The organism is Pedobacter terrestris, from assembly GCF_052343045.1.
GTDB lineage: Bacteria > Bacteroidota > Bacteroidia > Sphingobacteriales > Sphingobacteriaceae > Pedobacter.
Map to the genome: position 1 here is coordinate 1,576,227 of NZ_CP180264.1, position 24,520 is coordinate 1,600,746.

Here is a 24,520-nt window from a genome sequence, read left to right on the forward strand (position 1 = left end):
ATGAAAACGAATTTAAAATATTTTGCAGTATTGGCAATTGCTGCCTTTGCTTCTTGCACAAAACAACTTGATATTACTCCTGAAGGATCGCCTTCAGTACAGAATTTCTGGAAAACCAAAGAAGATGCTTTAAAAGCTGAGGGTGGTATGTATGAATTGTACAATTCTGAAGAATACTATGGCCGTGGTATGTTTTGGTTTATCAATGCCAGTGACGATATGGTTACCGGAAGGAATAAACCAGAAGGCGATAACATCAAAAATTTCAATAAAACTTACATTGGTGGCGGTTACACGGAAACACAATGGAGCATGCGTTATGCCATTATTAAGCGTGCGAATGATATTATCCAGAATGTACCTAACATTACGATGGATGAAACCGTAAAAAAACAAATTATCGGCGATGCCTATTTCAATGCGGGTTTAGTTTATTTTCAGTTGGCGGCAAATTATGGAAATAGTAAAGCTGGTGTTCCGATTGTAACACCAGATGCTGATCCGGCAGTTGCCGTTCCTCGCGCTGCCAATGTAAATGAAAACTATGACTACATCATTTCCTTACTGCTGAAAGCGGCTGATAACTTACCTAATTTTACAGAAATGAATGCTGCAGATTACGGAAAAGCACATAAAACAGCTGCATGGGCTTATCTATCTAAAGTGTATTTGTATAAAGAAGACTATGCAAATGCGGCAAAATATGCAGATATGGTGATCACTTCGGGGCAGCACGATTTATTGTCGAGCTTCGAAGATGTATTCAAAGCATCAAACAATTGGTCTAAAGAGTACATTTGGTCTGTAGTATGTACGCCAAATGGCGGCGGAACAGGTTGGGGAAGTAAGCTTCCGGGTGTAATGCTTACCAACAAAGCTTGGGGACTTTACAATGGCTGGGGATATTATTTGCCAACTAAAGAATTATACGATTCTTTTGAAACAGGCGATAAAAGGAGAGAAGCAACGATTCTAAAAACAGGTGATAAGTTTATGTTTTTTGGTGCAGAGCGAAGTTTTACAAAAGACGCAGGTGCAACTTCAGATTACCAGTTCAAAAAATATATGGAGCCGTTTACCTATGCAAACCCAATTCCAACGCACGTAAATCCAAATGGCGATAATGGCACAACAGATTTGAATGTACCTTTAATGCGTTATGCTGAAGTATTATTGATTAAGGCTGAAGCGGCTATCCAAATGAGCGGTGCTGGCGCTGGCGATATCGAATTGAATAGAATCAGAGTTCGTGCCGGTTTAACACCAAAAAGCGGAATGACTTTGGTAGATTTAAAACGTGAAAGAAGAAATGAACTGGCTGGAGAATGGGCAGATCGCCACCGCGATTTGGTTCGTTGGGGAGATGCACAAGCGGTTTACGCTTTGCCGCTTCACGATTCTGCCGGAAATGTAATCTGGCCGTCGCGTGCGTTCAATCCGCAGGTTCATGATGTTTGGGCAGTTCCACAAAAGGAAATTGACAACAGTGCAGGCATTATAAAACAAAATCCGGGATGGTAAATAAATTATGGATCAACTGTGCAATTCTGGCCTTAGGGTTGGGTTTGCACAGTGCATCTGCACAAAATAAACTCAGTGCAAATAAAGGGCACAGCCACAACGATTATAAACAGCAAATGCCATTGCTTACCGCGTATTCGGCAGAAATGGGTTCTATAGAAGCAGATGTTTTTCTTAGAAAAGGCGAATTGTATGTTGCACATGACAGTACCGAAATCAGGCCTGGAAGAACGCTGAAGAAACTTTACTTAGATCCTTTAGCGCAATTTTACGCCAATAACGGAAATTTTCCTTATGCCAAACATAAGTTGAAGTTGCAGCTCGTGGTAGATTTAAAACAGAGTTACTCAGAAGTGTTGCCAGAATTGATTCGCGAAATTGCTGCCTATGGAACAGTTTTTAATAACACAAAGAACCAAAATGCAATAAAAATGGTGATCAGCGGGAATGTTCCTGAACCGAAAAATTTCAAAGATTATCCGGATCACATCGCTTTTGACGGAAGACCCTACATCGCTTATACCAACAATGAACTCAAACGCGTAGCGATGATCAGTGATGAGCTAAAAGGTTACACCGTTTGGAATGGAAAAGGAAACCCTACAAAGGCCGACGAAGAAAAACTGCGTAAAACCATAGATAAAGCACATCAACAAGGAAAACCTTTTCGATTTTGGGCTACGCAAGACAGTCCGAATACCTGGATTGTGCTCGAAAGATTAGGCGTAGATTGGATTAACACCGATCAACCGGTTAAACTCCAGGAATTTTACGCACACCAAAACGAATTGACCTACATTCATCCGCAGGCCCAAACCGTTTACACGCCAACATATAAAACCGACGGAGCACAGAAAAAAGTTAAAAACGTGATTCTATTGATTGGCGATGGGATGGGGATTGCTCAGATTCATACCGGATTGATGGCCAATCATGGTGATTTGAATATCACCAGAATGCGCAACATCGGCTTTGCCCAAACCCTTGCGGCAGATGCCGGAAACACAGATTCAGCTGCCGGAGCAACAGCGCTTGCGACGGGCTCTAAGAGCAATAACCGCTATATTGGAATGGGCCCCGACGACCGTAAACGGACAAATCTGGTAGATACGCTTGCCGGTTTCGATATTAAAAGCGGCATCATCAGCGTTGGTGACATTACAGATGCCACGCCGGCTGCTTTTTACGCACACCAGTTAGAGCGTACCATGAGTCAGGAAATTGCTGCAGATTTGTTAAACAGTAAAGTAGAATTGCTAATTGGTTCTAATCAAAAAAGTTTTCTGGAGAACAAAAATGCAGGATTGATAAATGGTTTAAAATCGAAAGGTTTTAATTTGAGTACTAGCCTGGCAGATTTTCAAAAGCAGCAGACAGGAAAACAACTGGTTTTACTTCCAGATTCTGCTACAAAACCAGTTTATAAAGGTCGAGGTGCAATGCTTAGTCAATCTTTACAACACAGTATTGATTTATTGGCGAAAAATAAAAATGGCTTTTTCATCATGACCGAAGGTGCGCAAATTGACTACGGTGGCCATGCCAACAATTTACCCTATGTAGCTACAGAAATGCTAGATTTTGATAAAACAATTGAAGCTGCACTTCGCTTTGCAGACGAAAATGGCGAAACTTTGGTGATTGTAACCGCCGATCATGAAACAGGCGGTCTGAGTTTACTCGATACCGACGTTGAACAAGGTATGATTCGCGGCAATTTCAGTACAAATGACCATACTAATATTATGGTCCCCGTTTTTGCTTATGGCCCACATGCAGCAGATTTTCGCGGTGTGTACCAGAACAACGAAATTTTTAAAAAGATTTTGGCCGCTTTTGGATATTGATGCCAAGAATACCTCACCCTATGAAAGTTGGTGGTTTTTGCAATTTTTTATGCTTCCCTCTCCTTGAAGAGAGGGAAGTGAGTGCCTGTGGTTTGAACCCAACATGGATTAAGACAGGTTGTAAAGTAGCGGTTTGTAGCTGTCCTTCATTCCCTCTTCATGGAGAGGGATAGCGGTGTCACTGCTTACGCTTCAAACGTTAATAGGGAGAGATTATATTGAAAGAGATTATCACCTCACCCTATGAACGTAAGTGGTTCTTGTAGTTTTTGTTCTTCCCTCTTCTTAAAGAGAGGGAAACGTCAACCTGTGGTTTGAACCTAAATACTTAAAGAAAGAAATCTAAAAGTAGCGGTTTACTGAATCCTTCATTCCCTCTCTTCAAGGAGAAGGATAGCTGTGATGCTGCTTATGTATCAAACGTTGATAGGAAGAGATTATAATGAAAGAGTTATTGCTTCACCATTTGAAAGTTAGTAGTTATTACCTCTAATGTTTTTCACCTTTTTTAACGCTGAAAACATGTAAAACCTGAGGGAAAAGTGCATCTATATATTCTTCAACACCATTTTTTGATCCAGGAAAAGTAAGTACAAAGCTGTCGTTAATAAACCCGGCAATGCTGCGAGAGAGCATCGCATAAGGCATTCTTTGCTGTCCATAGGCGCGCGCACTTTCCATTATTCCATCTAAGCGTCGATCTATCAAAGGCGCAATCGCGTCAGGAGTTACATCTCTTGGGGAAATTCCCGTTCCACCGGTAAAAATCAGCAATGGAACTTTTTGATTGCTTAAATCTAAGGCTTTCTGGCGGATGGCTTCAGCATCATCAGGTAATACAACATAATGGGTCGTTTCAATTCCCCATTGTTTCAGTCTGTCAACAATTGCCTTTCCGGATGTATCTTCTGCATTACTTTGGTAAACAGAATCAGAACAAACCACTACGGCGCCCTTTAAATCTTCAAATTTTTTGTTTTTGAAATCCGATTTTCCTCCGGTTTTTTTTAGCAATTTAATCTGACTAATTTCAATGCCTTTGTCGATTGGTTTCAGCATATCGTACATCGTCAATGCAGTAACCGAGGCGCCATGCATTGCTTCCACTTCAACGCCTGTTTTATAAACGGTATGTACCTCAACAAAAATGATCACATTGAGTTTGTCAATTTCATAATGAATGGCTGTAAATTCTACAGGAAGTGGATGGCAATCGGGAATAATTTCGCTGGTTTTTTTCACGCCAAATAAACCGGCAACGCGGGCAAATTCAAATACATCGCCTTTTGGTACTTTACGGCCAACCAAAGCATCAATAGTTTCAGTTTTAGAGACACTAATTGTCGCTGTGGCAATGGCGGTGCGTAGCGTACTCGTTTTTTTTGTGATGTTTACCATTTATGTATTTTCCTTCCACTGATGTGTATCGTCTTCAAAAATTTCTTTTCCCCAAATAGGTAATTCACTTTTTATGCGCTCTACCAATTCATTACAAGCGTCTATCGCTGGTTTGCGGTGAACGGAAGAAGTAAACACAAACAAGCAAATTTCGCCGGCGTTTACAGTACCTAAACTGTGGTAAACGTGCAGGCAACTAAGTGCAAATTTTGCGAAGATATCTGCTCTAATTTCATGCATTTTCTTTAGGGCAAGATCTTCAAAAGTGGTATATTCTATTGCAGAAACCAGTTTTTGATTCACCTCATCTTTTCTCACCTGGCCCATAAATATACTGTGGCCACCAATGTCTGTTTTTGAGCTGTGTTTACTTATACTATCTGCAATAAAAAGAGGCGAAATCGGACCAGAAACAAAAATATTTTTTACTTTTCTGTCTGTCATACTTTTGTTTCGTTAAAATATTTCATCCATTTCACTATTCCACCTTTCAGGCTGTAAATATTTTTTTTGCCATCATATTTTTCATTCAGCAATTCTGCGGCGGCAACACTTCTAATGCCGTGTTGGCACAGAAAAACAATATGTTGCGCAGAAAGATCTTCCTGCAAAAAATCTTCGAATTCTGACATCGGAACCTGCATGAAAACGCTGGTATCTAATTTCGGAAATTCATGTCGTTCACGTACATCGATAAAAATGGTATTGTGTTGTTTTTGAAGAAACGTCAGTTTTTCTCCGTCAATTTCTTCAAAAGCCTTGTGGATTGTCTCCACTAATTCGTCATTCATTTTTTTTAAATCTGTCTCGTTTCTAATTTTAAAATAACCCGCTCCTGGCGTAATATTTACCGAATATTGTTGGTGCGTGAGCACGTTATACTGCAAAAGTATATTAATCAGCGGTTTGCCAACTCCGGTAATAAGTTTGATGGTTTCTGCTGCGGCCATGCTTCCAATAATGCCCGGAAGTACACCAAGCGTGCCGTTCTCTGCGCAATTTGGAATTTCGCCAGCATTTGGCCGGATGGGGAAGAGGTCGCGGTAATTGGTTGAAATACCGCTGTTGTCTGCAACATTAAAAATTGCCAGCTGACCTTCATAACCAGAAACTGCGGCAAAAATCAAAGGTATTTTTAGCATCAGGCAGGCATCATTTACAAGATATCGGGTTTGGAAATTATCAGAACCATCTAGTACAAAATCATATCCCGACAGGATTTGAATTACATTTTCTAAACAGATGTATTTTGAATGAATCTGAAATTGTATTTCTGGATTCATTTCCTGAAGACGAGCGGCAGCGACAACAGCTTTTGCTTGCCCAATATCCTGTGTAGTAAAAAGAATTTGGCGGTGCAGATTGCTAAGCTCAACAACATCTTCCTCGGCAATGCCGATTTTGCCTACGCCGGCCGCAACCAGATACTGCAAGGCTGGGCAACCCAAACCGCCTGCACCAATAACCAGCACTTTCGCCCGCGCCAATTTGTTTTGAGCCGTTTCGCCAAAGCCATTTAATATAATTTGCCTGTTGTACCGTTCTGTATGCATGCGATTAATTATCCTCCGGAGAAAGGCGGCATAATGGCTACCGTATCATTTTCCTGAATTTCTGTGTTCTGCTGAACAATATTTTGATTTAACGCAAAAGTATATTTCATACCCGATAATTCTGGATAAATTTTATTCAGATGGGATTTAAGCTCGTCTGTATTGCGCAAAGCTGAAATATTCATTTGCTGATTATGAATGATTTCTGCCACTTTACCAAAGCTGATGATATTGATTTCCATGTGTGTTTTTTATTCTTATTGAACAAGTGCAAAAATGCATTCTTAAACCGGCAACAACAAAACTTCTACATTATCACCAGCAGCGAAAACTTCTTGTTGTTCATCCAGTCTGATTAAACAATTGGCTTCTGCAAAAGAATTTAGCTTAAAAGATTCTTGCGCAGCTAAAGGAGTGGCTTTACCGTTTTGATAATTGCCTTTTAAAAAATGTGTAATGTTTTTATTTTTTTCGTAGGCATGCGTCAGTTTTGCATGCACAGTTGAGGTGCTATTGCTTTTTGCAGATCGTTTTTTTATCGCAGGCAAAACATAGTTGTAATAACAATTGAGTACAGATGAAGGATTGCCTGGTAAACCAAAAATAAGTTGTCCTTGTTTAGTGCCGAAGAAAAGTGGTTTGCCGGGTTTTTGTTTCACTTTGTGGAAAATCTGTTCAATACCACAGTGTTTTGCAGCTTCAATTACAAAATCATAATCGCCAACACTTACTCCGCCAGTAAGCAGCACCACATCGCTGTGTTCAAGCGCCGATTCCAGAACTTCAGTCAAGATATTCAAATTATCGTCTGCCTGAAGAATAGAAAGATCTGAAATCCCTTCTTTCTTCAAAGCCGCAGAAAGCGAATAAGAATTAGACTCGTACACTTGTCCAAACTGCAGCTCAAAACCAGGTTGTTGCAGTTCGTTCCCGGTTAAAATGATGGCAACTTTTGGCATAGGAAACACGTTTACATCTGTAACGCCAATGCCAGCCAGAAAGCCGAGTGCCGCCGGCGTAAGCAGTGAACCCTTTTTTAAAGCCAGATTTGCGGCCTGTATTTCTGCACCAACAGCGCGCACATTGGCGCCAAACTGCAAATGTTCATCTTTAATTATCAGTTGATTTCCGTTTTTAACCGTTTTCTCCTGCATTACAACAGTGTCTGCACCGTCTGGAAGCGGCGCACCCGTAAAAATTCTGGTGCATTCGCCATGCGAAATTGTTAAAGAGGTGCTTGTACCTGCAGCCATTTCTCCTATAATTTTAAAGGTGTTTGATTGCCGGGCAAATTTTATGGCATAACCATCCATAGAAGATTGCCTGAAAGCTGGAATATCATATTGTGCAAAAATATCGGCAGCCAGAATATGGTTGGCTGCATTTTGCAATTTCAACACTGTTGGGTTTAGTTCCGTACTGTGTTTAAGAACCAGTTTTTTCGCTTCCTCTACACCAATCATATTATCCTCCAATGGTTATCATACTTCTGTTTTTTATGCTGTCTGCATCCAGATTTTCAAAATCTGCGACGAGCTGTCCGCCCAATTCCTTTTTCTTACTCCAGATAGATGCCTGGATTAAAGGAAGCACATCTTCTGAATTTCGCAATGCGGATAAAAGATTTGTTTCGCCATCAGAAAATAAGCAGTTTTTAAGTTTTCCGTCGGCGGTTAAACGCATGCGGTTGCACGTGCTGCAAAAAGGCGCCGTCATCGTACTAATAATCGCGAAGGAACCTTCGTGACCGGGAATGATGAAGTTTTTTGCGGTATCATTCGGTTTTCCCATTACGGGCAATACTGTATATTTTTTTTCAATTTCTGCCCTAATCTGCTCCAGTGAATACATTTTGTTGCTGGTCCATTTGTTGCCGCTAAAAGGCATAAACTCGATAAAGCGTATTTGAACAGGATTGTGTTGGGTCCAGGCTATAAAATCATTAATTTCTGAATCGTTAAGACCTTTCATCACCACCACATTAATTTTTACGGAGATTTTATGTTGTAAAAGCAACTCTATATTGCTGCGCACCTGATGAAAAACATCTCTACGGGTAATGAAAAGAAATTTTTCTGGTTGCAGCGTGTCCAAACTAATGTTGATGCTTTTTATGCCTGCTTTTAAAATTACCGGAAGCATTTCTGCAATACGTGTACCATTGGTAGTCATTACCAACTCTACCGGCAGTTTGCCCAATTCAGAAATAATCTCTGCTGCATCTTTGCGTACAAGAGGTTCACCGCCGGTTAAGCGGATTTTTTTTACGCCATTAGCAACAAAAATTTTTGCCAGTGCCACAATTTCATGGCTTTGCATTAATCTGGATGCAGGTGTAAAATCGTAATCCTCCTCAGGCATGCAGTAAAAACAACGGAAATTGCAATTATCTGTTAATGAGATACGCAAGTAATCGTGTATTCTGCCAAATGCGTCTTTAATCATTATTCCTGTATTAAATTTTTATAATCTTTTTCGGTATCTATATCCACGTAACCCAATTCAAAAGAAATGGTTTCTGTATCTGCTGCAAATTGCTTTATTATGTTTTTTGCGCCCATTTTGCCATCAAGCTTGGAAAGTGCCTCAAAATACTTTTTATTAAACAAAGTTGGCGAGCCTGAGGTGTCTGAATATCTGCTGCTGATGATATTTTTTTGAGTAGCGCGTTGTTTTTCGATCAGTTTGCTGAAAATTTGTGCTGAAATAAACGGCTGGTCTGCTACAGAAAGTATCACCTGATCAACCTCTGGATTGGTTTTTAACATTTGGCGAATGCCAGAAGAAATACTTGCAGACATGCCGTGCGCCCAATCCGAATTTATATAGAATTGTGCGTCTAAGTGTTTGTGTGCATCCAGAATTTCATCGGCAAATGCACCAAGTACAATCAAAACGGGCGACAGAGTTGCCCTTGCAGCAGCAGTAAATGTATGTTCAAGCAATGTTTTACCTTTAAAAGGCAGCAATTGCTTTGGCTTTCCCAGTCTGCTCGAGTTGCCTGCGGCAAGTAGGATAATACCTGTTTTCATAAATGCTCTTTTGCTTCGTAAATGTGAATAGGTTGCTTTTTATCTTTCAGTTTTTGAGCTGAAGCACCAGAAAATACAGATTTAATTTCTGCGATGATTGACACAGCAATTTCTTCGGCAGTTTCTGCGCCAATATCCAAACCAATTGGTCCGTGTACGCGACTTTCATTTTTTGCCGTATTTCTATTTAGTTCGTCCAACATTCTAATTAATTTCTTTTTCGGCCCTAAAGTGCCAATATACGCAGCGTTTGTATCTAGCAGTTGCTTTAGAACATCTAAATCGTAATTATAATTATGGGTCATCAATACAAATGCCGTTCTGGAATCTATATTGCATTGTTCCAAAAATTGATTTGCTTTGGCAACCTTTACGCAATTTGCATTTGGGAAACGCACAGCAGATGCATGTGTTGGGCGGCCATCAATTACGCTTACTTTCCAACCAAGCAAATAAGCCATTTCTGCCAATGGCTGTGCATCGTTGCCTGCGCCTGCAATAACCAAAGAAATTGAAGGTTTTATAAATTCAATAAATGCATCGGTTTGCGTTGCGCCTAAAGCATAACTTTTAAACTGAGATTTTTGTGTGGCAAACACGTCTTCTACATCTTGTGCAAACGTTTCTTGTGGCAACAAAATGTCTTTATTTTTTAAAACCGCCTGCGCTCGGTACAGTAAACTGGTTCCGATTTGTTCGGGGAAATCGGTAGAAAAAAAAGTAACCAGAACACGTTCTTCACGTTCGTTTTCTAGCGCAGTTAATAAGGCAATTGGATTGCTTTCTCCGGTTTTTATTGGTTCAAAAAGAATATGTACAATTCCGTTACAACCCAGTTGAACGCCAAATTTAGCATCGTCTTCATCTGTTGTATCGTAAGTTACCAGTTTATTTTCCTGAGTGTGAATGGAGGTAAGTGCTTTTCTTAATGCGTCTCCTTCAAGGCAACCGCCACTTATTGCACCGGTTAAAATTCCATCTTCGGTAATCAACATGCGCGCGCCAGGTCTGCGGTAAGAAGATCCTTCTACCTTTACAACAGTAGCCAGAGCTGTTTTTTTACCCGATTTTTCTGCGTGTTGATAGGCCTTTAAAATATCTGCAATTTCTTTCATAAAAATTCTTCCATGCAATTTAAGGATATTGAACAGTATTTTCTGGCTTTTGTTGCGCTGCAAGCAAACGATTCATTTTTGTTACCTATCCGAAATTTATCGGAAAATCCATTTCCAAAGATACACAGCAAGCAAAAATGGCCTGTACGTTTTTCAAACATTTTCTTATCATTTTCAAACCAAATGCTTGTATAGCCAAAAGGCTTGCCACTGTCTTTTATTGACAACTTTATTTGGCAAGTTCACCGGCAGATATGTCCATTTCAATTTTAATCGCAAATGGGAAATCATTTTAAAATCGATTTTTGGTTTTTGTAAATCGAGTTATCCCCAAACAAATATGAAACCCAAGCTTTTTTTAGTTTTTTTGCGCATTGGTATATCTAAAATTTATGCACAAACCGACAAAAGTCTCGCGATAAAGAAAATGCGCGATTCCATGAAGCATGTCTGCTTTTACAGACGAACTGCGTTCAATTAAACGGCTTAATTTCACGGGCGCACTTTTCGCTCCTTTAAAAACTACACAAAACACAGTTATTACCACGGGTGTTGTTGTGGTTTTGGATCCATCGTCGGCAATTCCTGCGGCACCTTTTTTCAGCTATTGGCATCGGTTTAGCAATTCTAAATTGGAATTTACTGCAGAACTTCCGTCAAATTATCTGGCTAACAACAGCAACAGTGCAGTTCCATTTGTTAATTTTTCTATTTCATTTTTGCCTTTTCTAAAAACCTTAAAATGGTCGAAAAATGAGGTGCAGGAGATATCCATCATCCAACACCTCGTCGATTCTTCTATATCTTCAAAAGTAGAAGATGGAAAAGTTTCTTTTGTAAACAAATGCACCCAAACAACCAAAATGCTTACCAGAATGGAGAAAATGGGATTTGAAATTTAATCATATTGAAACAACGCGACAGGTTTAACGTCTAATTTGTCCGTTTCAGGTATCAATTTGTTTGCTAGGAAAGGTGCGCAAAGCGCAATGATTCAATTACTAATAAATTTGCAAATGTTCAAAACCTATCAAATTAAGCGGTGTTTCATTGTTACCGGCAGCCAACATCTATTGCAGGTAACGGAGGTGCACAGGCACCTATTCAAATCGCCATAAAAGGAATTGATTTGAAAGAAGTACTTAAGGTGACAGAAGCGTACCGCAAAAGTGTAACCACAGTTCCCGGAACCCGTTTTGTAAGACTCGGGGAGTATATTGAAAAGTCTTTATTGAGTAAGCAAATCAATATCCCGGCTCTTTTTGTTTTCAGCCTTCCGTTTTACGCTCATCGCCTTACGCTTTTCATTCTCCGCATCACGCGCTTCGCGCTCCGCTCTCCATCCTCGCGCTTGCGAACCTGATTTTCAATCGCTAATTTTAGACGATATACATGAAGGAACCGAAAGCCCTAAATCCGACGAAAACAAAACAAAATTCAAAACGGAATATTTTCGTATTGTTGATATTTGTGACGATGTTTTTGATGCTTTCGGCATGGAATACAGAAGAAGAAATCCCAAAGGGAAACTATCCTTTAAATTATCCATCCTATTTCGGGAACCGCATTCAAATACCCGCAAACAATCCATTAAGTAAAGAAGGCGTATATCTTGGCCGAATGCTTTTTTATGAAGGCCGTTTATCTGCAGACAATAAACTTTCCTGCGGAAGCTGCCATATGCAGGAAAAAGCTTTTACAGATGGCGAAAAGATAAGTAAAGGTATTCATGGCGCACAGACGGATCGCAATTCAATGGCGATTGTAAACCTGCTGTGGACCAGGAAATTTTTTTGGGATGGGCGGGCGCACACACTTGAAGATCAGGCGGTTTTTCCACTTACCAATCCACATGAAATGGGCCAGTCATTGCAAAAATCTGTAGAAAAACTACAGGCAACAACATCTTATCCAAAGATATTTAAAACGGTATTTGGCGATGAAAAAATTAATGCCGATCGTATCGTAAAAGCACTTGCACAATTTGAACGTACATTAATTTCAGACCATTCTAAATATGATCAGTATTTACAGAAAAAAGTGCAGTTTAATGTTTCAGAATTACGCGGACTACAGCTTTTTAATACAGCACCAAATCCGGAAAAGGGAATAAGAGGAGCCAACTGCGCACATTGCCACGGTGGCGCAAAAAATTACCTTGAATTGTTTCACAACAATGGTTTAGATAAAATTTCTAAAGATCCCGGAATTGCACTTTTTACCGGTTTGAAAACGGATTCTGGCCGATTCAAAGTGCCTACACTTCGTAATATTGCTTTAACGGCGCCATATATGCATGATGGGCGATTTCGAAATTTGGAGGAAGTAATTGAACATTACAGCGAACACATTGTACAGAGCGAAAATTTAAGTGCATTTTTACAACATGAATCGAATATTGCCGGAGAAGCTGCATTAAAATTAAATGCACAGGAGAAAAAAGACCTCATTACTTTTTTAAATACCTTTACGGATTCTGTTTTTATTGCAGATTCTAGATTTTCTAATCCTTTTTTACTCATTAAAACCCTAAAAACAAAATGAAGAAAAAAATAATATACAGTGTGCTGGTTTTTTTTCAGATTATCGCGGCACAATCAGTTGTTTTTGCACAAAAGGAACCGCAGGTTAAAATCAGCGGCGAAGTTGCGACTCCTTACGTCTTAAAACTTAGTGATTTTGGAGGTTTTGAACGTACAGAAGTAACGCGGAAAGACCGCGATGGGAAAGATCACCAATATTCTGGCGTACTGCTTTACCAATTGCTGGCCAAAGCCGGAACCACTTTGGGTAAAGATTTACGCGGAGAAAACCTGACCAAATATGCTTTTATAGAAGCAAGTGATGGTTACCAGGTGGTATTTGCATTGGCAGAACTTGATCCTGAATTTACCGACAAAAAAATCATTCTGGCAGATAAAATAGACGAAAATTTATTGGCAGCTGCCGATGGCCCATTCCGGATTATAGTGCAAGACGAGAAAAAACCAGCCCGTTGTATGAAACAAGTAACCGAAATTAAAATTGGATTTGCCAAGTAATACCACCAAACCCATCCCATATTTTATGTTAAAAAGTACGATACACCAGTTTTTTTTCTCCCTTGTTTGTGTGTTGATGTTATCTGCTGCGGCCAGTGCACAGGTATTGCATATTGCCGTTGCGGCGAATGCACAGGGCGTAATCAAGAAACTTCAGGCCGATTTTAAAAAAAGAACCGGAATAGAAACTGAAGCCATTATTGGTGCTTCTGGCAAACTTACAGCGCAAATCATGAACGGAGCACCTTACGATATTTTTTTATCTGCCGATACAGAATTTCCCGATAAACTTTCTGCAGCAGGTTTCGGGCTTAAAAAGCCCGTTGTATATGCTTTAGGTAGTTTAATTGTTTGTGGAAGTAATTCTGTTGATGTGAAAAACTGGCAAGAATGGGTTGTAAAGCATCCGGAACAGAAAGTTGTAATCGCCAATCCTAAAACTGCACCATATGGTCGCGCGGCACAACAGGCATTAACCTATTATCATTTGCTGGATAAAGTTAAACCGAATCTGGTATATGGCGAAAGCATTTCTCAAGTCAATACATATCTGCAAAGCGGCGCGCTCCAACTCGGCTTTACAACTGAAGCTTTTTTATATGAAGATGTAAAAAAAACACATCTGAAATGGACAAGAGTAAATGCAGGAAGTTATAGCGAAATTGCACAATCTGCCATTTTACTTACCTACGCCAGAAAAGGAAATCTGGATAATGCCACACAGTTTTTTAACTACCTACATTCTACCTATGCCCGTAAAATTATTGGCAGCAGTGGCTATTATTTACCCGTAAATGCGTCAAAATAATGGATTTTGAACCCATCTGGTTAAGTATCCGGCTCGCTTTAATTACCACTACTTTTTTGTTGTTGATTGGTTTGCCGTTGGCCTATTGGTTATCTGGAAAAAGCAATTTGGTTAAGTTAATTGTAGAAGCTCTAATTACTATGCCTCTGGTGTTGCCACCTTCTGTAATTGGATTTTACCTGCTTCTTGCATTCAATCCCAACGGTAGTTTTGGGTTGTGGTTGCATCAATATCTAAACCTTCAATTGGTTTTTTCTTTTCCCGGTTTGGTGCTCGCCTCGCTTATTTATAGTTTGCCGTTTATGGTAAGTCCGTTAAAATCGGCATTTATACATTTACCGACTTCAGTCAAAGAAGCTGCGTATACGATGGGGAAAATGCCTGTAGAAACATTTTTTCGCATATCACTTCCAAATATCAAAACCGCCATTTTTACCGCATCAGTTTTAACTTTTGCGCATACCATGGGCGAGTTTGGCGTGGTATTGATGATTGGGGGCAACATTCCCGGCCTCACTAAAGTGGCATCTATTGCCATTTATGACGAGGTAGAAAGTATGAACTTTGCAGCAGCGAACGATTACGCTTTTTGCCTTTTTGCAATAAGCTTTACTATCGTACTGGCTGTTTTCTTAATCAATAAAAAATCTGGAAAAAATCCGCTGGAATGATAGAGATTGATGTAATCAAACGTATTAAGAACGACAGGCAACAGTTTGAATTGCAGGTGAAAACGGTTTTTCAAACGGGTAAAATGACCAAAATCCTGGGTCCGTCTGGTGTGGGTAAAACCACATTACTGAAAATACTTGCCGGGCTAATTCAGCCCGAAAGTGGACAAATTAGCGTAAATGGAACCGTTTGGTTTGATGGCGCACAGCGATATCACTTACCCACGCAAAAAAGAAACATTGGTTTTGTCTTTCAGGACTATGCATTGTTCCCGAACATGACCGTGGCAGAACATTTGCGCTTTGGGACAAAAGATTCCAGCTTTCTTCAGCAACTGCTTGTAATTGGAGAATTGGAAATGCATGAAAATCATTTTCCAAATCAACTATCTGGCGGGCAACAACAGCGTCTGGCCATTGTACGCGCACTTTCTACCAGACCAAAACTTGTATTAATGGATGAACCTTTTTCTGCACTGGATCATAAATTGAAATCGAGAATGCTCCCTGCATTAATGAATTTATTTGCAGAACAAGGCACAACTGTACTTCTGGTTACACACAATCCAAATGAACTTCAAAATGCCGAAATATTTGATTTTGACGAAGCTTAACATTATGCGTTGCTATCTTGAAGTTATTGCGCGTCCGTCCATTTCTCTGCAGATCTGATGTCAGAAAATTGCTCAACCGTTACACGTTTGCTAAATGCTTCCACACTTTTCGTAGTGGCCAATTGGGCAAAAACCACTGGCGAGTATACCCAGGCAATAATTTTTAAACCCGCGTCTGCAGCCATAGGAAGCCAGGTTTCAGAAACCCAATCGGCAGCTTCAGCCCACGATCCCAGAACATGTGTATTGTCGTTCACAATTTTGCTTACCTGGTTGGTTTTTATCATTTCTAAAATGGCCATACAACCTTCTTGTACAGTTTCCAGATTCTGAAATCCAATCCAGTCTACATCTAATCTGGCTTTAGAAATGTTGCAGTTTACGACAATAGAGGTGCTGCGGAAAAAGGTATCGGTTTTAACTTCAAAAGGTTTTGATTTTGTAATGTTCATTGGGAGCCTAAAGAAAAATATAGAGCCTTTTCCTTCTTCACTTTCAATCCAAAAAGAGCCGTGGTGGCGTTTTAAAATTTCTGAAGAGATGAATAATCCCAAACCTAAACCTTCAAACTTCATGGCGGTATTGTCTACGCGATAGTAGCGTTCAAAAAGTTTATTCAAACTTTCTGCGGCAATGCCGATGCCAAAATCTTGTACAGAAACAATAATATTGCCGTGAGAAATTCTGCTTTTTACCAAAACTTTAGACGCATCTGGCGAATATTTTACCGCATTGCTCAGGAAATTATTCAAGACCTGTTCCAGCCGGTAAACATCGCCGGTATAATGAACATCGGTATGGTCTTCTAGTACAATTTCATGCGATCCGGAAAGATGTTGAGCACTTTCTACAGCCTCTTTCAACATTTTAGAAAAATGAAAAGGCTGCATGGCATAGTTCATTTTTCCGGCATTAATCTTTGTTACATCTAAAAGATCGTTAATCAATTTTTCCAGTCTGGAAGTTTGTTGCGAAACCTTATCCAGCATTGGCGTAAGTGAAACATCTTTGTTTTTGCGCAGATTGAGTTGGTTGTACGCTTTAATACTGGTTAACGGCGTTTTTAATTCGTGACTGGCAATCGAAAGAAATTCGTCTTTCTTATATTCGTTATTTTTTTGAAGGTCTATGTTGGTATTTGTACCCAACCACATGGTAATTTTGCCATCATCCACAAAAGGAATGGCGCGTGCTAAAAACCAATGGTATTCGCCATCGGCAAAAAGCAACCTAAATTCAGCAAGATATTCGTGTCCATTGTGTAAAGCTGTAATCCATTTTCGCATGGTTTCATGCACATCATCCGGATGGATAAAAGCCTGCCAGCCTTTCTTAATAATTTCTTCTGCAGATTTGTTCAAATCTCTGCAAATTACATCATTCACATAATTTAAAGTTCCTTTGGTTTCTGCCGTCCAAACCTGCTGTGGAATGGCATTAAGTAAAAACCGCTGGCGTTCTTCAGATAAAATCAGTTTTTGATTGGTGCGAGATTGCTCTGCCATTTTATCCATCAGGTTTTCCTGTGCCTGGTTTAATTCTTCATTGGTGGCAGCAAGTTCTTCTACAGATGAAGAAAGTTCTTCATTCATGGTGGTCAGTTCTTCGTTAAGTTCCTGTTCACGTTGGCGTATTTCAAAACGTTCGGTAACGTCTTCCGTCAACACAAGAATGGCGTAGGTTTGGTCATTTTTATTTTTTAAAGGGGTGTATGAAAAATCGCGGTAACGTGTAATCATTCCACCATGTTTTCCCTGGTAAATTACTGGCGAGCTGGTATCTGAATAGGAGATTCCTGTTTCAAATACCTGATCCAAAATTGCCGGAAAAGCCTGCGTCTTCATTTCCGGAAAAACATCTGTAACTGATCGTCCAACAACGGCTTCGTCTTCTTTACCCCACAGTTTCAGGATTACTTTGTTCGCAATATCAAAAAGCATCTCTTTACCCGAAACAATGGCCAAACCGGCCGGTATGTTTTGGATAATAGTAGTCAACTGTAGTGTACGCTCCTTAACTTTGTCTTCCAGTTCTTCATTTAACAGCCTCAGTTGTTCCTGCGCATCATGCAGCTCTTCAACTGTAGCCATAAGCTCTTCATTGCTGGCCAGAAGCTCTTCATTGGTTGCAGCAAGTTCTTCGTTTAAATCTTGTTCCCGCGCACGCAATTCTCTGGTTTCGCCAATATGAATGGTAAGCTGTGTTACATCATTTGTATTAAGCAACAAAGACTCTACTGCATCCATCTCGTCTTTGATTGGTACAATTTCAATTTGCCACCAATGCTCAGAAATAGCGCCGCCGTTAATTGGGACCACATCATACCGGAAAGGATTCATTGTTAAACTGTTTCCGGTTTTTAGCACAAGTTCTAATGCTTCCGACAGCAATGCCGCACCTTGAATGCTGGAATTTGTAGGCGTGTAAACCGCCCAAAGATTTTTCCCCCGAAAATCACTTTCTCCACCATCTGTTGCTTGTAAATAAGCTTGGTTATAATCCACAATGGTGAAATCCGGCGCATTTGCTTTTAAAATAACGCGTGGAACCGAAGTGTGAAATAAAGCCTTGAATAGCGGATGGGATGGATTCATGTAGGGCTGTCTGTTTTATTTTTCGGATATAAAGTTCAATATGCGGTTTATAAAAATACCACACAAGAACTTCCCTTTAAAAGTTGTAAAAAATGCCAAAAACAAACGTTTGACTATAATTTTAAAGTTAATTTTTTTGTTCTGATGATTAAACTTTTTGCTATATTAAACTGTTGTTCGAACACAACTTATGAGAAAAAAAATACTAATCATTGATGATGACGATGAACTTCAGCAGATTTTTCCGTTGATGTTTGAACACCGCGATTTCGAACTCCGATCGGTTTTAGATATCGACAACCTCGAACAGGTAATAAATGATTTTAAACCGGATTTAATTCTGCTTGATATTTGGATTGGTCCGGTTGATGGACGTGTGGTTTGCAACTTTATTAAAAGCCACCAACCAACCGCGGATATTCCGATTTTATTAATTTCTGCCGTAGAAATTGATATTGACGGCGTAAATTGTATGCCCGATGCGATTCTGCAGAAACCGTTCAATGTAAGCGAACTTTTATCACTCATGGATGATTTGCTTAACCAGGCCAATGCCTGAAAAAGGGTGATTTTATGGGCAATGATGTTTCATGCTGTCTATTGATTTTTTGACCTAAGCAGATAATTTTATCGATGTAATATCTTAGAATTGCTTACATCTTCTACGTCGGAGGGTTTGCATATTACGCCTATTTTTCAATTGTATTACCGCTGCTTTGTTCTGTTGTTGAACGAAGTAGAAGACTTTCATCGTCAAACTTATTTTAAGAAATGGTTAAGCTTACAATTTATGCAAACTGTAGTCTGTAAATCTTGTTGTTTAAAATAAAAACATGAAACAGAACGTCCCTGCAAAACAGAAAAAGCAACCCGGAATTGAGGCAAAGATGAAACCAAGTCCGGAAGTGATCAAAGCAAAATATGCCGGCTCAGAAAAATTAAAAAAGAAAGTTGCTTTAATCACTGGTGGAGATTCTGGAATTGGACGTTCGGTAGCGGTTCATTTTGCCCGCGAAGGTGCCGATATTGCTATAGTTTATTTGGATGAAGACCAGGATGCGAAAGAAACCAAACGTTTGGTAGAAGCAGAGGGTAGAAGTTGTTTGCTGATAAAAGGTGATGTTAAAAAGGCCGATTTTTGTAAAAAAGCGGTCCAGGCAACTGTAAAAAAGTTCAAGAAAATAAATATTCTCGTGAATAATGCCGGCATGCAAGTGCCACAGAAAGATCCGAAACAGATTGATGAAAAACAGCTTGAAACTACTTTTAAAACCAATATTTTCGGGTATTTCTATTTTGTAAATGAAGTGTTGGAGCATTTTAATGTTGGAGATTGTATTATTAATACCACATCAGTAACAGCTTATCGGTCATCTCCAAATCTGATTGATTATTCCTCAACAAAAGGTGCAATAACATCGTTCACCAGATCTTTGGCTACTAATCTGGCCAAAACCGGCATTCGCGTAAACGCTGTTGCGCCCGGCCCGGTTTGGACACCGCTTATTGTTTCCACTTTCGATAAGAAAAAAATCAAATCTTTTGGATCAGAAACTGCAATGGAACGCGCAGGGCAGCCTTCAGAATTGGGGCCTGCTTATGTTTTCCTCGCCAGTGATGACGCTTCATTTATAACCGGGCAGGTTATTCATGTAAATGGCGGGGAAGTGGTAAATGGTTAATTTTCGAAAATTTTCACCTGATCTATTTTACACGCAGCTCATTAATTGCGTATACCCAGTTGTGATGACCGCAAATGCTGCAATTGTGTTTATTTACAGGCGCCAATTCTTCTACCTGACCGCAAAAACAGCAGGCGTAAAAACCTTGTTTCGTAATGGTGCAAGTAGAAGATTCGAATAATTTTGGCAAAATGGGTAAACCATAACCGACCTTGTCGTCTTTAAAAAAATAAACACTCAGGGATCCTGAAGTTTCCAAAATTGCCGTTTCAACCTGTCCGAGATGGGAAATGCTCAATTGCCTCAGTTCCGAGAAAAATTCGTCGTGAGCTAGGGTTTCTTTATTGAAATTATCAATGGAAAATTTGCCATCTTCAATCAGATATGTACTTTTCCCTTCAATGATGTCGTCCAGTTTAGTGCTTTTCGCTGTCAGAAATGTTGTTAAACGATAACTGGCTACAATCACCGTGAAAATCACTACAGGGATTAGTAATCCAATTTCTTTGTAAAACATCGGGTCGCCGGCAGCAGAACCTAAAGATATAATTACAACGAGTTCAAAAATTGAAAGTTGTTTTACCCCTCTTTTTCCCAGCAAACGTAGTCCAAACAGGATAATCACATACATAATAAATGTACGGAGCGAGATTTCTCCCAGAAATTTCCATCCCTTTTCACCTACAAAAAACGTAAGCCAGTCTATTCTAAGCAGAGTCATAAATCAATTGTTTTGAGTCAGAACGGGTAAATTGAAGGTTTTGTTTTCCAGAATTTTGATGATGTATCGGAGAGGATGGACAGAGAAATCAAATTGCTGCCGAAAACTGATGGAAACTCCAACCTACAATTTAATTTTCGTTTCCAGTTATCTCTCACGATCGGTATTGTATAAATTATCAATATATTCCAGTTTGTTGTGTTAATTGCTTTATAATTGCTTAATAATTAAAACTTTATATTTTTTAATAGGTTCTTAATCTTAACACAAGTGAAATGATAATCATGAGAAATAAGATATTGGTGCTGGAAGATAATGAAGATATTAGAGACATTATTGCAATCCTTTTAGAAGAGGAAAATTTTGAGGTGCATGCCTGTGCAAGTGTCGAGGCGTTTAGAGCGGAAGCTGCAAAACTAACGCCCGACCTGTATTTGTTGGATGTTATGTTGCCAGATGGAAACGGTTTAGACATTTGCTGCGAGTTAAAAGCAGATAAAATAACAGAACATAAACCTGTTGTGATGATGTCTGCAAATTTTTCTGAGCGCGAGGTGATGAAGCGCTGCAAAGCAGAAGATTATATACATAAGCCTTTTGATATTGATGATTTTGTACGCAGAGTTTCTCTGCATGCACATTAAGTCAATAGGAGAAGATCTTTGCGCTGAATACTGTATTTGATAAAAAATAAGTTAAACGCAAAACAATAGCGTAAAAGTGGCTGTTTACAAAACTTATCATGCCACATCCTCTTTATGAAAACGCCCAGAAATAACGCAATCTTCCACATCATTAAGTCGACTATTTTATACATCGCAGGCTTGTTGCTGCTGTTTTGGTTTACGTTTAAAATTATTTCTATTTTTCTACTGGTTGTTTTTGCAATGGTTCTGGGGCTGATTATTAGTGCGCCGGTGAGTAAACTAGAAAAACGGGGTATGAAAAGGTGGTTGGCTAGTACCATCATTTTTGCAATTATCTTCGGTACAACGATAGGTTTAGCATGGATTATTGTTCCGCACATTACAGATCAGCTGGATGTTTTAATCAGCAATCTACCGCAGTACTACAAATCGGTTTCGAATCACATTGCATCTTTACTCAAAAATTATCCGGAGTTTAATAAAGAAATTGAAGACAGCGGAATTTCTATCGGCTCTGCCATGCCGTCTATCGGTAAAACGGTAATTGGTTTAGGCAATTTCTCTTTCGGCATTATCGGCGGTATTTTTGCCTTTATTGTTTTTATCAGTCTGGTTGTTTTTTATGTAGGCAATCCAAAACCAATTGTAGAATTGTATCTTTCTGTTTTTAGGCCAGAAAAACGCGGCAGTGCCGAAGCAGCTTTACAGCATACTACAACTATGCTTGTTGGCTGGATGAAATCCAATCTGATTGGTGGCGCTGTAGAGGCGGTTCTGGTGTATGGATTTTTAACGTTAATGAATGTGCCGGGCGCGCTGGTTTGGGCCGCACTGGCTTTTTTCTCTGAGCTGATTCCCAAACTTGGTTTCTACATTATGGCTATCCCACCAACTTTGGTCGCTTTATCCATAGGTCCGCTAACCGCTTTCTGGTGTTTGGTTTTCTTTTTATTGTTGAATGAGCTGGTGTCCGATTTTCTGATGCCTAAACTGCGTTCTTCTACAATGAATATTCATCCCGTGTCTTCACTCGTTTTACTCTTGGCAATGGGATCTGCATTTGGACTTACAGGCGCATTACTGGCCACTCCAATGGCAGCTATTATTAAAGCTTATTATGAAGAGTTTTACGTCAAAAGATTGCCGGAAGATCCGACGATGGATTCCAGAATTGATGATATTGTATACAATAGACCCTGAAAATGTCAATACGCTTTAAACAATAATCGGCTGTGAAGGAATATGATCGACGTCAAATGATTCGACATCAACAGCGTTGATTTGCTCATCTTTAGCAGGTATTTCGCAAGCTCTCCAGATAAATTTGAAGATGTTTAAAAACTCGCAATGTAAATCTCTTTCCGGTAATTCTGTGTAGTCACTTTCCATGATAGAACAATTTTGATTTTTATCTGAGTAATCATGAATTGATTCACCGCTAATTTACGCATTATAAATCGACGTTCCTGTTAAAAACAGATTAAATCTGCTATGCGCTATTGTATCAAAACTGATATAAACCAGCTTAGATTTGTCTTAAATATTAGTATTTATCCTTCAGAAATGCAAGTTTATAAAGTTTTTACACCACTGTTCAAAAACTTTAATTTATCATCTACTTAATTATCTGCTAACCTTCAATTAATACTTTCGTACCGTATATTTTTAACCACAATGTGGATGGATATATGTTAGAACTGAATCGTATGAATAGAAGATCCTTATTAAAAGGCGGGCTGCTTGCCGGAATCGGCGCACCCTTTGTTGGTTGGACAAACCTTGTTGCTAAACCGGTTAATTCACCAAAAAAAGCAAAAAATATCATCATGATGGTAAGTGACGGGATGAGTACCGGAACTTTGAATATGGCGGATTTGTATGCAAAGCGCATTTTTGGAAAAGGAACACATTGGATAGACCTTTACCGTGACAATAAAGGTGTAAGGGCTTTAATGGATACTGCATCTGCCAGTTCTTTAGTTACTGATTCTGCTGCAGCGAGCTCTTCATGGGGCGGTGGTATGCGCGTAAATAATGGCGCTTTGAATGTTGGACCAAAAGGCGAAAAACCTCAGCCGATTCTTCAGAAATTTAAAGAAAAAGGAAAAAAGGTGGGTTGTGTAACTACAGTACCCATTACACACGCAACACCTGCGGGCTTTTGTGTGAATATTGACAACCGCGGCGGACAGGATATTATCGCTGAAATTTACCTCGATTTAAAATTCGATGTAATGATGGGTGGCGGCGCACAATATTTTGGCAGTAAAAGAGCTGGCGGAGACCTTTTGCCAAAATACCTCACACAAGGATTTAAAGTTGTTCAAAGCAGATCAGAAATGATGACATTAGATTCTTCAAAACCTGTTTTGGGGCTTTTTGCTGAAGATGGTTTACCTTACGAAGTTGACCGTAAGAATGACGCAGAGCTGATGAAATCTGTGCCTTCACTGGCAGAAATGTCTATGAAAGCGATTGATTTGATGAAAAACCATCCCGAGGGTTTTGCGCTTCAGATTGAAGGCGGTAAAGTAGATTGGGCTGCACATTCAAATGACGTTAGCGGGTTAATTTTTGATCAGCTTGCTTTTGATGAAGCAATCGGTGAAGTATTGGAATTTGCAGAGAAAGATGGAAATACATTGGTTATAATTACCACTGATCACGGAAATGCCAATCCAGGACTATTTAATGCAGATGAAGCAAAAAAGAAATTTGAAAGTCTACATAATTTTAAACACAGCAATACCTGGTTATTGGGGCAGTTGAATCAGTCTTTTAGTGAGGATAAAATCCGAGAGCTAATTAAAGCGCATCAGGGCATTGTTATGAAAAGTGAAGATATACAATCGCTGCTAAGCCATTTTAAACAAATTGTGCCCGGTCAGTTATACAATGAATCCAATCTTCCATTTTATGAATATGGAAAAATTTTAGGAAAATATACAGATGTGCAATGGGCAGGCATGGGGCATAGTGGCGATTACGTAGAACTGACTATGTTTGGCCCAGGTGCCGAAAACCTGAAGCCCTTTATAAAGAATTATGAGCTGCACAATTTTATGCTAAAGGCCGCAGAAATGCCAGAGCATTTTATGGTAAAGGCTTAATAAGAGATTAAGGGCCAGCCGGAGCGTGTGGCCCTTTCTCAATTAAATTAATTCCTTTAGACTTTACATAATCTTCATCCTGCTCTATTTAACAAATTGGGTAACAATAAAATTAATCAATCGTTTGCGCATATTTTTGGTTTGTTTTGGTGATGCTGTACAGCTA

General features: G+C 39.5%; 24 protein-coding genes. 13 read left to right on the forward strand and 11 right to left on the reverse strand.

Going from position 1 to position 24,520, the window contains the following annotated elements:
- Together ACJVDH_RS06765 and ACJVDH_RS06770 are read left to right on the forward strand one after the other, a co-directional pair.
- On the forward strand, window positions 1-1,521 hold the full coding sequence (locus ACJVDH_RS06765; protein ID WP_443946801.1) for a RagB/SusD family nutrient uptake outer membrane protein: 1,521 nt from the start codon (window positions 1-3) through the stop codon (window positions 1,519-1,521).
- The gene (locus tag ACJVDH_RS06770; RefSeq protein WP_443946802.1) at window positions 1,515-3,368 is read left to right on the forward strand and encodes an alkaline phosphatase; all 1,854 of its coding nucleotides are present in this window, start codon (window positions 1,515-1,517) and stop codon (window positions 3,366-3,368) included. Before ACJVDH_RS06765 ends, ACJVDH_RS06770 begins: the two co-directional genes overlap by 7 nt.
- Window positions 3,369-3,857: 489 nt before the next feature.
- Here ACJVDH_RS06770 and moaCB read toward each other — a convergent pair whose 3' ends face one another.
- Genes moaCB through ACJVDH_RS06810 form a run of 8 tightly spaced genes read right to left on the reverse strand, consistent with a single transcriptional unit; the run spans window position 3,858 to window position 10,466 of the window.
- Window positions 3,858-4,766, reverse strand: coding sequence for a bifunctional molybdenum cofactor biosynthesis protein MoaC/MoaB (moaCB, locus tag ACJVDH_RS06775; RefSeq protein WP_443946803.1), 909 nt, complete (start codon window positions 4,764-4,766; stop codon window positions 3,858-3,860).
- Window positions 4,767-5,210 carry a molybdenum cofactor biosynthesis protein MoaE gene (locus ACJVDH_RS06780; RefSeq protein WP_443946804.1) on the reverse strand — a complete coding sequence of 148 codons (444 nt, stop codon included), beginning with the start codon at window positions 5,208-5,210 and terminating at the stop codon, window positions 4,767-4,769.
- Entirely contained in the window at window positions 5,207-6,319 is a 1,113-nt protein-coding gene (locus ACJVDH_RS06785; protein ID WP_443946805.1) for a ThiF family adenylyltransferase, read from the reverse strand. The genes ACJVDH_RS06780 and ACJVDH_RS06785 overlap by 4 nt, the downstream gene beginning before the upstream one ends.
- Before the next feature lie 8 nt (window positions 6,320-6,327).
- The gene (locus tag ACJVDH_RS06790; RefSeq protein ID WP_443946806.1) at window positions 6,328-6,561 is read right to left on the reverse strand and encodes a MoaD/ThiS family protein; all 234 of its coding nucleotides are present in this window, start codon (window positions 6,559-6,561) and stop codon (window positions 6,328-6,330) included.
- A gap of 42 nt (window positions 6,562-6,603) precedes the next feature.
- Entirely contained in the window at window positions 6,604-7,782 is a 1,179-nt protein-coding gene (locus ACJVDH_RS06795) for a molybdopterin molybdotransferase MoeA (RefSeq protein WP_443946807.1), read from the reverse strand.
- A 1-nt stretch (window position 7,783) separates the two neighbouring features.
- Entirely contained in the window at window positions 7,784-8,764 is a 981-nt protein-coding gene (gene moaA / locus ACJVDH_RS06800; RefSeq protein WP_443946808.1) for a GTP 3',8-cyclase MoaA, read from the reverse strand.
- Complete coding sequence (locus ACJVDH_RS06805) at window positions 8,764-9,351, reverse strand: nucleotidyltransferase family protein (protein ID WP_443946809.1); 588 nt, start codon at window positions 9,349-9,351, stop codon at window positions 8,764-8,766. Before ACJVDH_RS06805 ends, moaA begins: the two co-directional genes overlap by 1 nt.
- A complete protein-coding gene (locus ACJVDH_RS06810; protein ID WP_443946810.1) occupies window positions 9,348-10,466 on the reverse strand; it encodes an XdhC family protein in 1,119 nt (372 codons plus the stop codon). Before ACJVDH_RS06810 ends, ACJVDH_RS06805 begins: the two co-directional genes overlap by 4 nt.
- Window positions 10,467-10,912: 446 nt before the next feature.
- On the opposite strand from ACJVDH_RS06810, the gene ACJVDH_RS06815 reads away from it, so the two are divergent.
- From ACJVDH_RS06815 to ACJVDH_RS06840, 6 genes are all read left to right on the forward strand, one after another.
- On the forward strand, window positions 10,913-11,368 hold the full coding sequence (locus ACJVDH_RS06815; protein ID WP_443946811.1) for a hypothetical protein: 456 nt from the start codon (window positions 10,913-10,915) through the stop codon (window positions 11,366-11,368).
- Between the two features lie 490 nt (window positions 11,369-11,858).
- Window positions 11,859-13,010 (forward strand): cytochrome-c peroxidase, encoded by a 1,152-nt coding sequence (locus ACJVDH_RS06820; protein ID WP_443946812.1) that lies wholly within the window; start codon window positions 11,859-11,861, stop codon window positions 13,008-13,010.
- Complete coding sequence (locus ACJVDH_RS06825) at window positions 13,007-13,507, forward strand: molybdopterin-dependent oxidoreductase (RefSeq protein ID WP_443946813.1); 501 nt, start codon at window positions 13,007-13,009, stop codon at window positions 13,505-13,507. Before ACJVDH_RS06820 ends, ACJVDH_RS06825 begins: the two co-directional genes overlap by 4 nt.
- Window positions 13,508-13,532: 25 nt before the next feature.
- Window positions 13,533-14,315: a molybdate ABC transporter substrate-binding protein gene (modA, locus tag ACJVDH_RS06830; protein ID WP_443946814.1), complete on the forward strand. Its 783-nt coding sequence runs from the start codon at window positions 13,533-13,535 to the stop codon at window positions 14,313-14,315.
- On the forward strand, window positions 14,315-14,986 hold the full coding sequence (gene modB, locus ACJVDH_RS06835; RefSeq protein WP_443946815.1) for a molybdate ABC transporter permease subunit: 672 nt from the start codon (window positions 14,315-14,317) through the stop codon (window positions 14,984-14,986). Before modA ends, modB begins: the two co-directional genes overlap by 1 nt.
- Window positions 14,983-15,600 (forward strand): ATP-binding cassette domain-containing protein, encoded by a 618-nt coding sequence (locus ACJVDH_RS06840; protein ID WP_443946816.1) that lies wholly within the window; start codon window positions 14,983-14,985, stop codon window positions 15,598-15,600. Before modB ends, ACJVDH_RS06840 begins: the two co-directional genes overlap by 4 nt.
- A 23-nt stretch (window positions 15,601-15,623) precedes the next feature.
- Here ACJVDH_RS06840 and ACJVDH_RS06845 read toward each other — a convergent pair whose 3' ends face one another.
- Entirely contained in the window at window positions 15,624-18,194 is a 2,571-nt protein-coding gene (locus tag ACJVDH_RS06845) for an ATP-binding protein (protein WP_443946817.1), read from the reverse strand.
- A gap of 190 nt (window positions 18,195-18,384) precedes the next feature.
- Here ACJVDH_RS06845 and ACJVDH_RS06850 point away from each other — a divergent pair, with 190 nt between their 5' ends.
- Entirely contained in the window at window positions 18,385-18,753 is a 369-nt protein-coding gene (locus ACJVDH_RS06850) for a response regulator (RefSeq protein ID WP_443946818.1), read from the forward strand.
- A 274-nt stretch (window positions 18,754-19,027) separates the two neighbouring features.
- Complete coding sequence (locus ACJVDH_RS06855) at window positions 19,028-19,876, forward strand: SDR family oxidoreductase (RefSeq protein ID WP_443946819.1); 849 nt, start codon at window positions 19,028-19,030, stop codon at window positions 19,874-19,876.
- Between the two features lie 22 nt (window positions 19,877-19,898).
- Here the strand turns inward: ACJVDH_RS06855 and ACJVDH_RS06860 are convergent, their stop codons facing one another.
- The gene (locus ACJVDH_RS06860) at window positions 19,899-20,597 is read right to left on the reverse strand and encodes a DUF421 domain-containing protein (protein WP_443946820.1); all 699 of its coding nucleotides are present in this window, start codon (window positions 20,595-20,597) and stop codon (window positions 19,899-19,901) included.
- Between the two features lie 284 nt (window positions 20,598-20,881).
- Between ACJVDH_RS06860 and ACJVDH_RS06865 the strand changes: the two genes are divergently transcribed.
- Both ACJVDH_RS06865 and ACJVDH_RS06870 read left to right on the forward strand, forming a co-directional pair.
- Window positions 20,882-21,241: a response regulator transcription factor gene (locus ACJVDH_RS06865; RefSeq protein ID WP_443946821.1), complete on the forward strand. Its 360-nt coding sequence runs from the start codon at window positions 20,882-20,884 to the stop codon at window positions 21,239-21,241.
- Between the two features lie 114 nt (window positions 21,242-21,355).
- On the forward strand, window positions 21,356-22,444 hold the full coding sequence (locus tag ACJVDH_RS06870; RefSeq protein ID WP_443946822.1) for an AI-2E family transporter: 1,089 nt from the start codon (window positions 21,356-21,358) through the stop codon (window positions 22,442-22,444).
- A gap of 15 nt (window positions 22,445-22,459) precedes the next feature.
- Here the strand turns inward: ACJVDH_RS06870 and ACJVDH_RS06875 are convergent, their stop codons facing one another.
- Complete coding sequence (locus tag ACJVDH_RS06875; protein ID WP_443946823.1) at window positions 22,460-22,633, reverse strand: hypothetical protein; 174 nt, start codon at window positions 22,631-22,633, stop codon at window positions 22,460-22,462.
- 317 nt (window positions 22,634-22,950) lie between these two features.
- On the opposite strand from ACJVDH_RS06875, the gene ACJVDH_RS06880 reads away from it, so the two are divergent.
- Window positions 22,951-24,354 carry an alkaline phosphatase gene (locus tag ACJVDH_RS06880; protein ID WP_443946824.1) on the forward strand — a complete coding sequence of 468 codons (1,404 nt, stop codon included), beginning with the start codon at window positions 22,951-22,953 and terminating at the stop codon, window positions 24,352-24,354.
- The last annotated feature ends 166 nt before the right edge of the window (window positions 24,355-24,520 follow it).

Coding starts and splice junctions, on each gene's coding strand:
- ACJVDH_RS06765 (WP_443946801.1), top strand. CDS start 1: ATGAAAACGAATTTAAAATATTTTGCAGTATTGGCAATTGCTGCCTTT.
- ACJVDH_RS06870 (WP_443946822.1), top strand. CDS start 21,356: ATGAAAACGCCCAGAAATAACGCAATCTTCCACATCATTAAGTCGACT.
- ACJVDH_RS06840 (WP_443946816.1), top strand. CDS start 14,983: ATGATAGAGATTGATGTAATCAAACGTATTAAGAACGACAGGCAACAG.
- ACJVDH_RS06820 (WP_443946812.1), top strand. CDS start 11,859: ATGAAGGAACCGAAAGCCCTAAATCCGACGAAAACAAAACAAAATTCA.
- modA (WP_443946814.1), top strand. CDS start 13,533: ATGTTAAAAAGTACGATACACCAGTTTTTTTTCTCCCTTGTTTGTGTG.
- ACJVDH_RS06805 (WP_443946809.1), bottom strand. CDS start 9,351: ATGAAAACAGGTATTATCCTACTTGCCGCAGGCAACTCGAGCAGACTG.
- ACJVDH_RS06770 (WP_443946802.1), top strand. CDS start 1,515: ATGGTAAATAAATTATGGATCAACTGTGCAATTCTGGCCTTAGGGTTG.
- ACJVDH_RS06850 (WP_443946818.1), top strand. CDS start 18,385: ATGAGAAAAAAAATACTAATCATTGATGATGACGATGAACTTCAGCAG.
- ACJVDH_RS06815 (WP_443946811.1), top strand. CDS start 10,913: ATGTCTGCTTTTACAGACGAACTGCGTTCAATTAAACGGCTTAATTTC.
- ACJVDH_RS06825 (WP_443946813.1), top strand. CDS start 13,007: ATGAAGAAAAAAATAATATACAGTGTGCTGGTTTTTTTTCAGATTATC.
- ACJVDH_RS06785 (WP_443946805.1), bottom strand. CDS start 6,319: ATGCATACAGAACGGTACAACAGGCAAATTATATTAAATGGCTTTGGC.
- ACJVDH_RS06865 (WP_443946821.1), top strand. CDS start 20,882: ATGAGAAATAAGATATTGGTGCTGGAAGATAATGAAGATATTAGAGAC.
- modB (WP_443946815.1), top strand. CDS start 14,315: ATGGATTTTGAACCCATCTGGTTAAGTATCCGGCTCGCTTTAATTACC.
- ACJVDH_RS06795 (WP_443946807.1), bottom strand. CDS start 7,782: ATGATTGGTGTAGAGGAAGCGAAAAAACTGGTTCTTAAACACAGTACG.
- ACJVDH_RS06860 (WP_443946820.1), bottom strand. CDS start 20,597: ATGACTCTGCTTAGAATAGACTGGCTTACGTTTTTTGTAGGTGAAAAG.
- ACJVDH_RS06810 (WP_443946810.1), bottom strand. CDS start 10,466: ATGAAAGAAATTGCAGATATTTTAAAGGCCTATCAACACGCAGAAAAA.
- ACJVDH_RS06855 (WP_443946819.1), top strand. CDS start 19,028: ATGAAACAGAACGTCCCTGCAAAACAGAAAAAGCAACCCGGAATTGAG.
- ACJVDH_RS06845 (WP_443946817.1), bottom strand. CDS start 18,194: ATGAATCCATCCCATCCGCTATTCAAGGCTTTATTTCACACTTCGGTT.
- ACJVDH_RS06875 (WP_443946823.1), bottom strand. CDS start 22,633: ATGGAAAGTGACTACACAGAATTACCGGAAAGAGATTTACATTGCGAG.
- moaCB (WP_443946803.1), bottom strand. CDS start 4,766: ATGGTAAACATCACAAAAAAAACGAGTACGCTACGCACCGCCATTGCC.
- ACJVDH_RS06880 (WP_443946824.1), top strand. CDS start 22,951: ATGAATAGAAGATCCTTATTAAAAGGCGGGCTGCTTGCCGGAATCGGC.
- ACJVDH_RS06780 (WP_443946804.1), bottom strand. CDS start 5,210: ATGACAGACAGAAAAGTAAAAAATATTTTTGTTTCTGGTCCGATTTCG.
- moaA (WP_443946808.1), bottom strand. CDS start 8,764: ATGATTAAAGACGCATTTGGCAGAATACACGATTACTTGCGTATCTCA.
- ACJVDH_RS06790 (WP_443946806.1), bottom strand. CDS start 6,561: ATGGAAATCAATATCATCAGCTTTGGTAAAGTGGCAGAAATCATTCAT.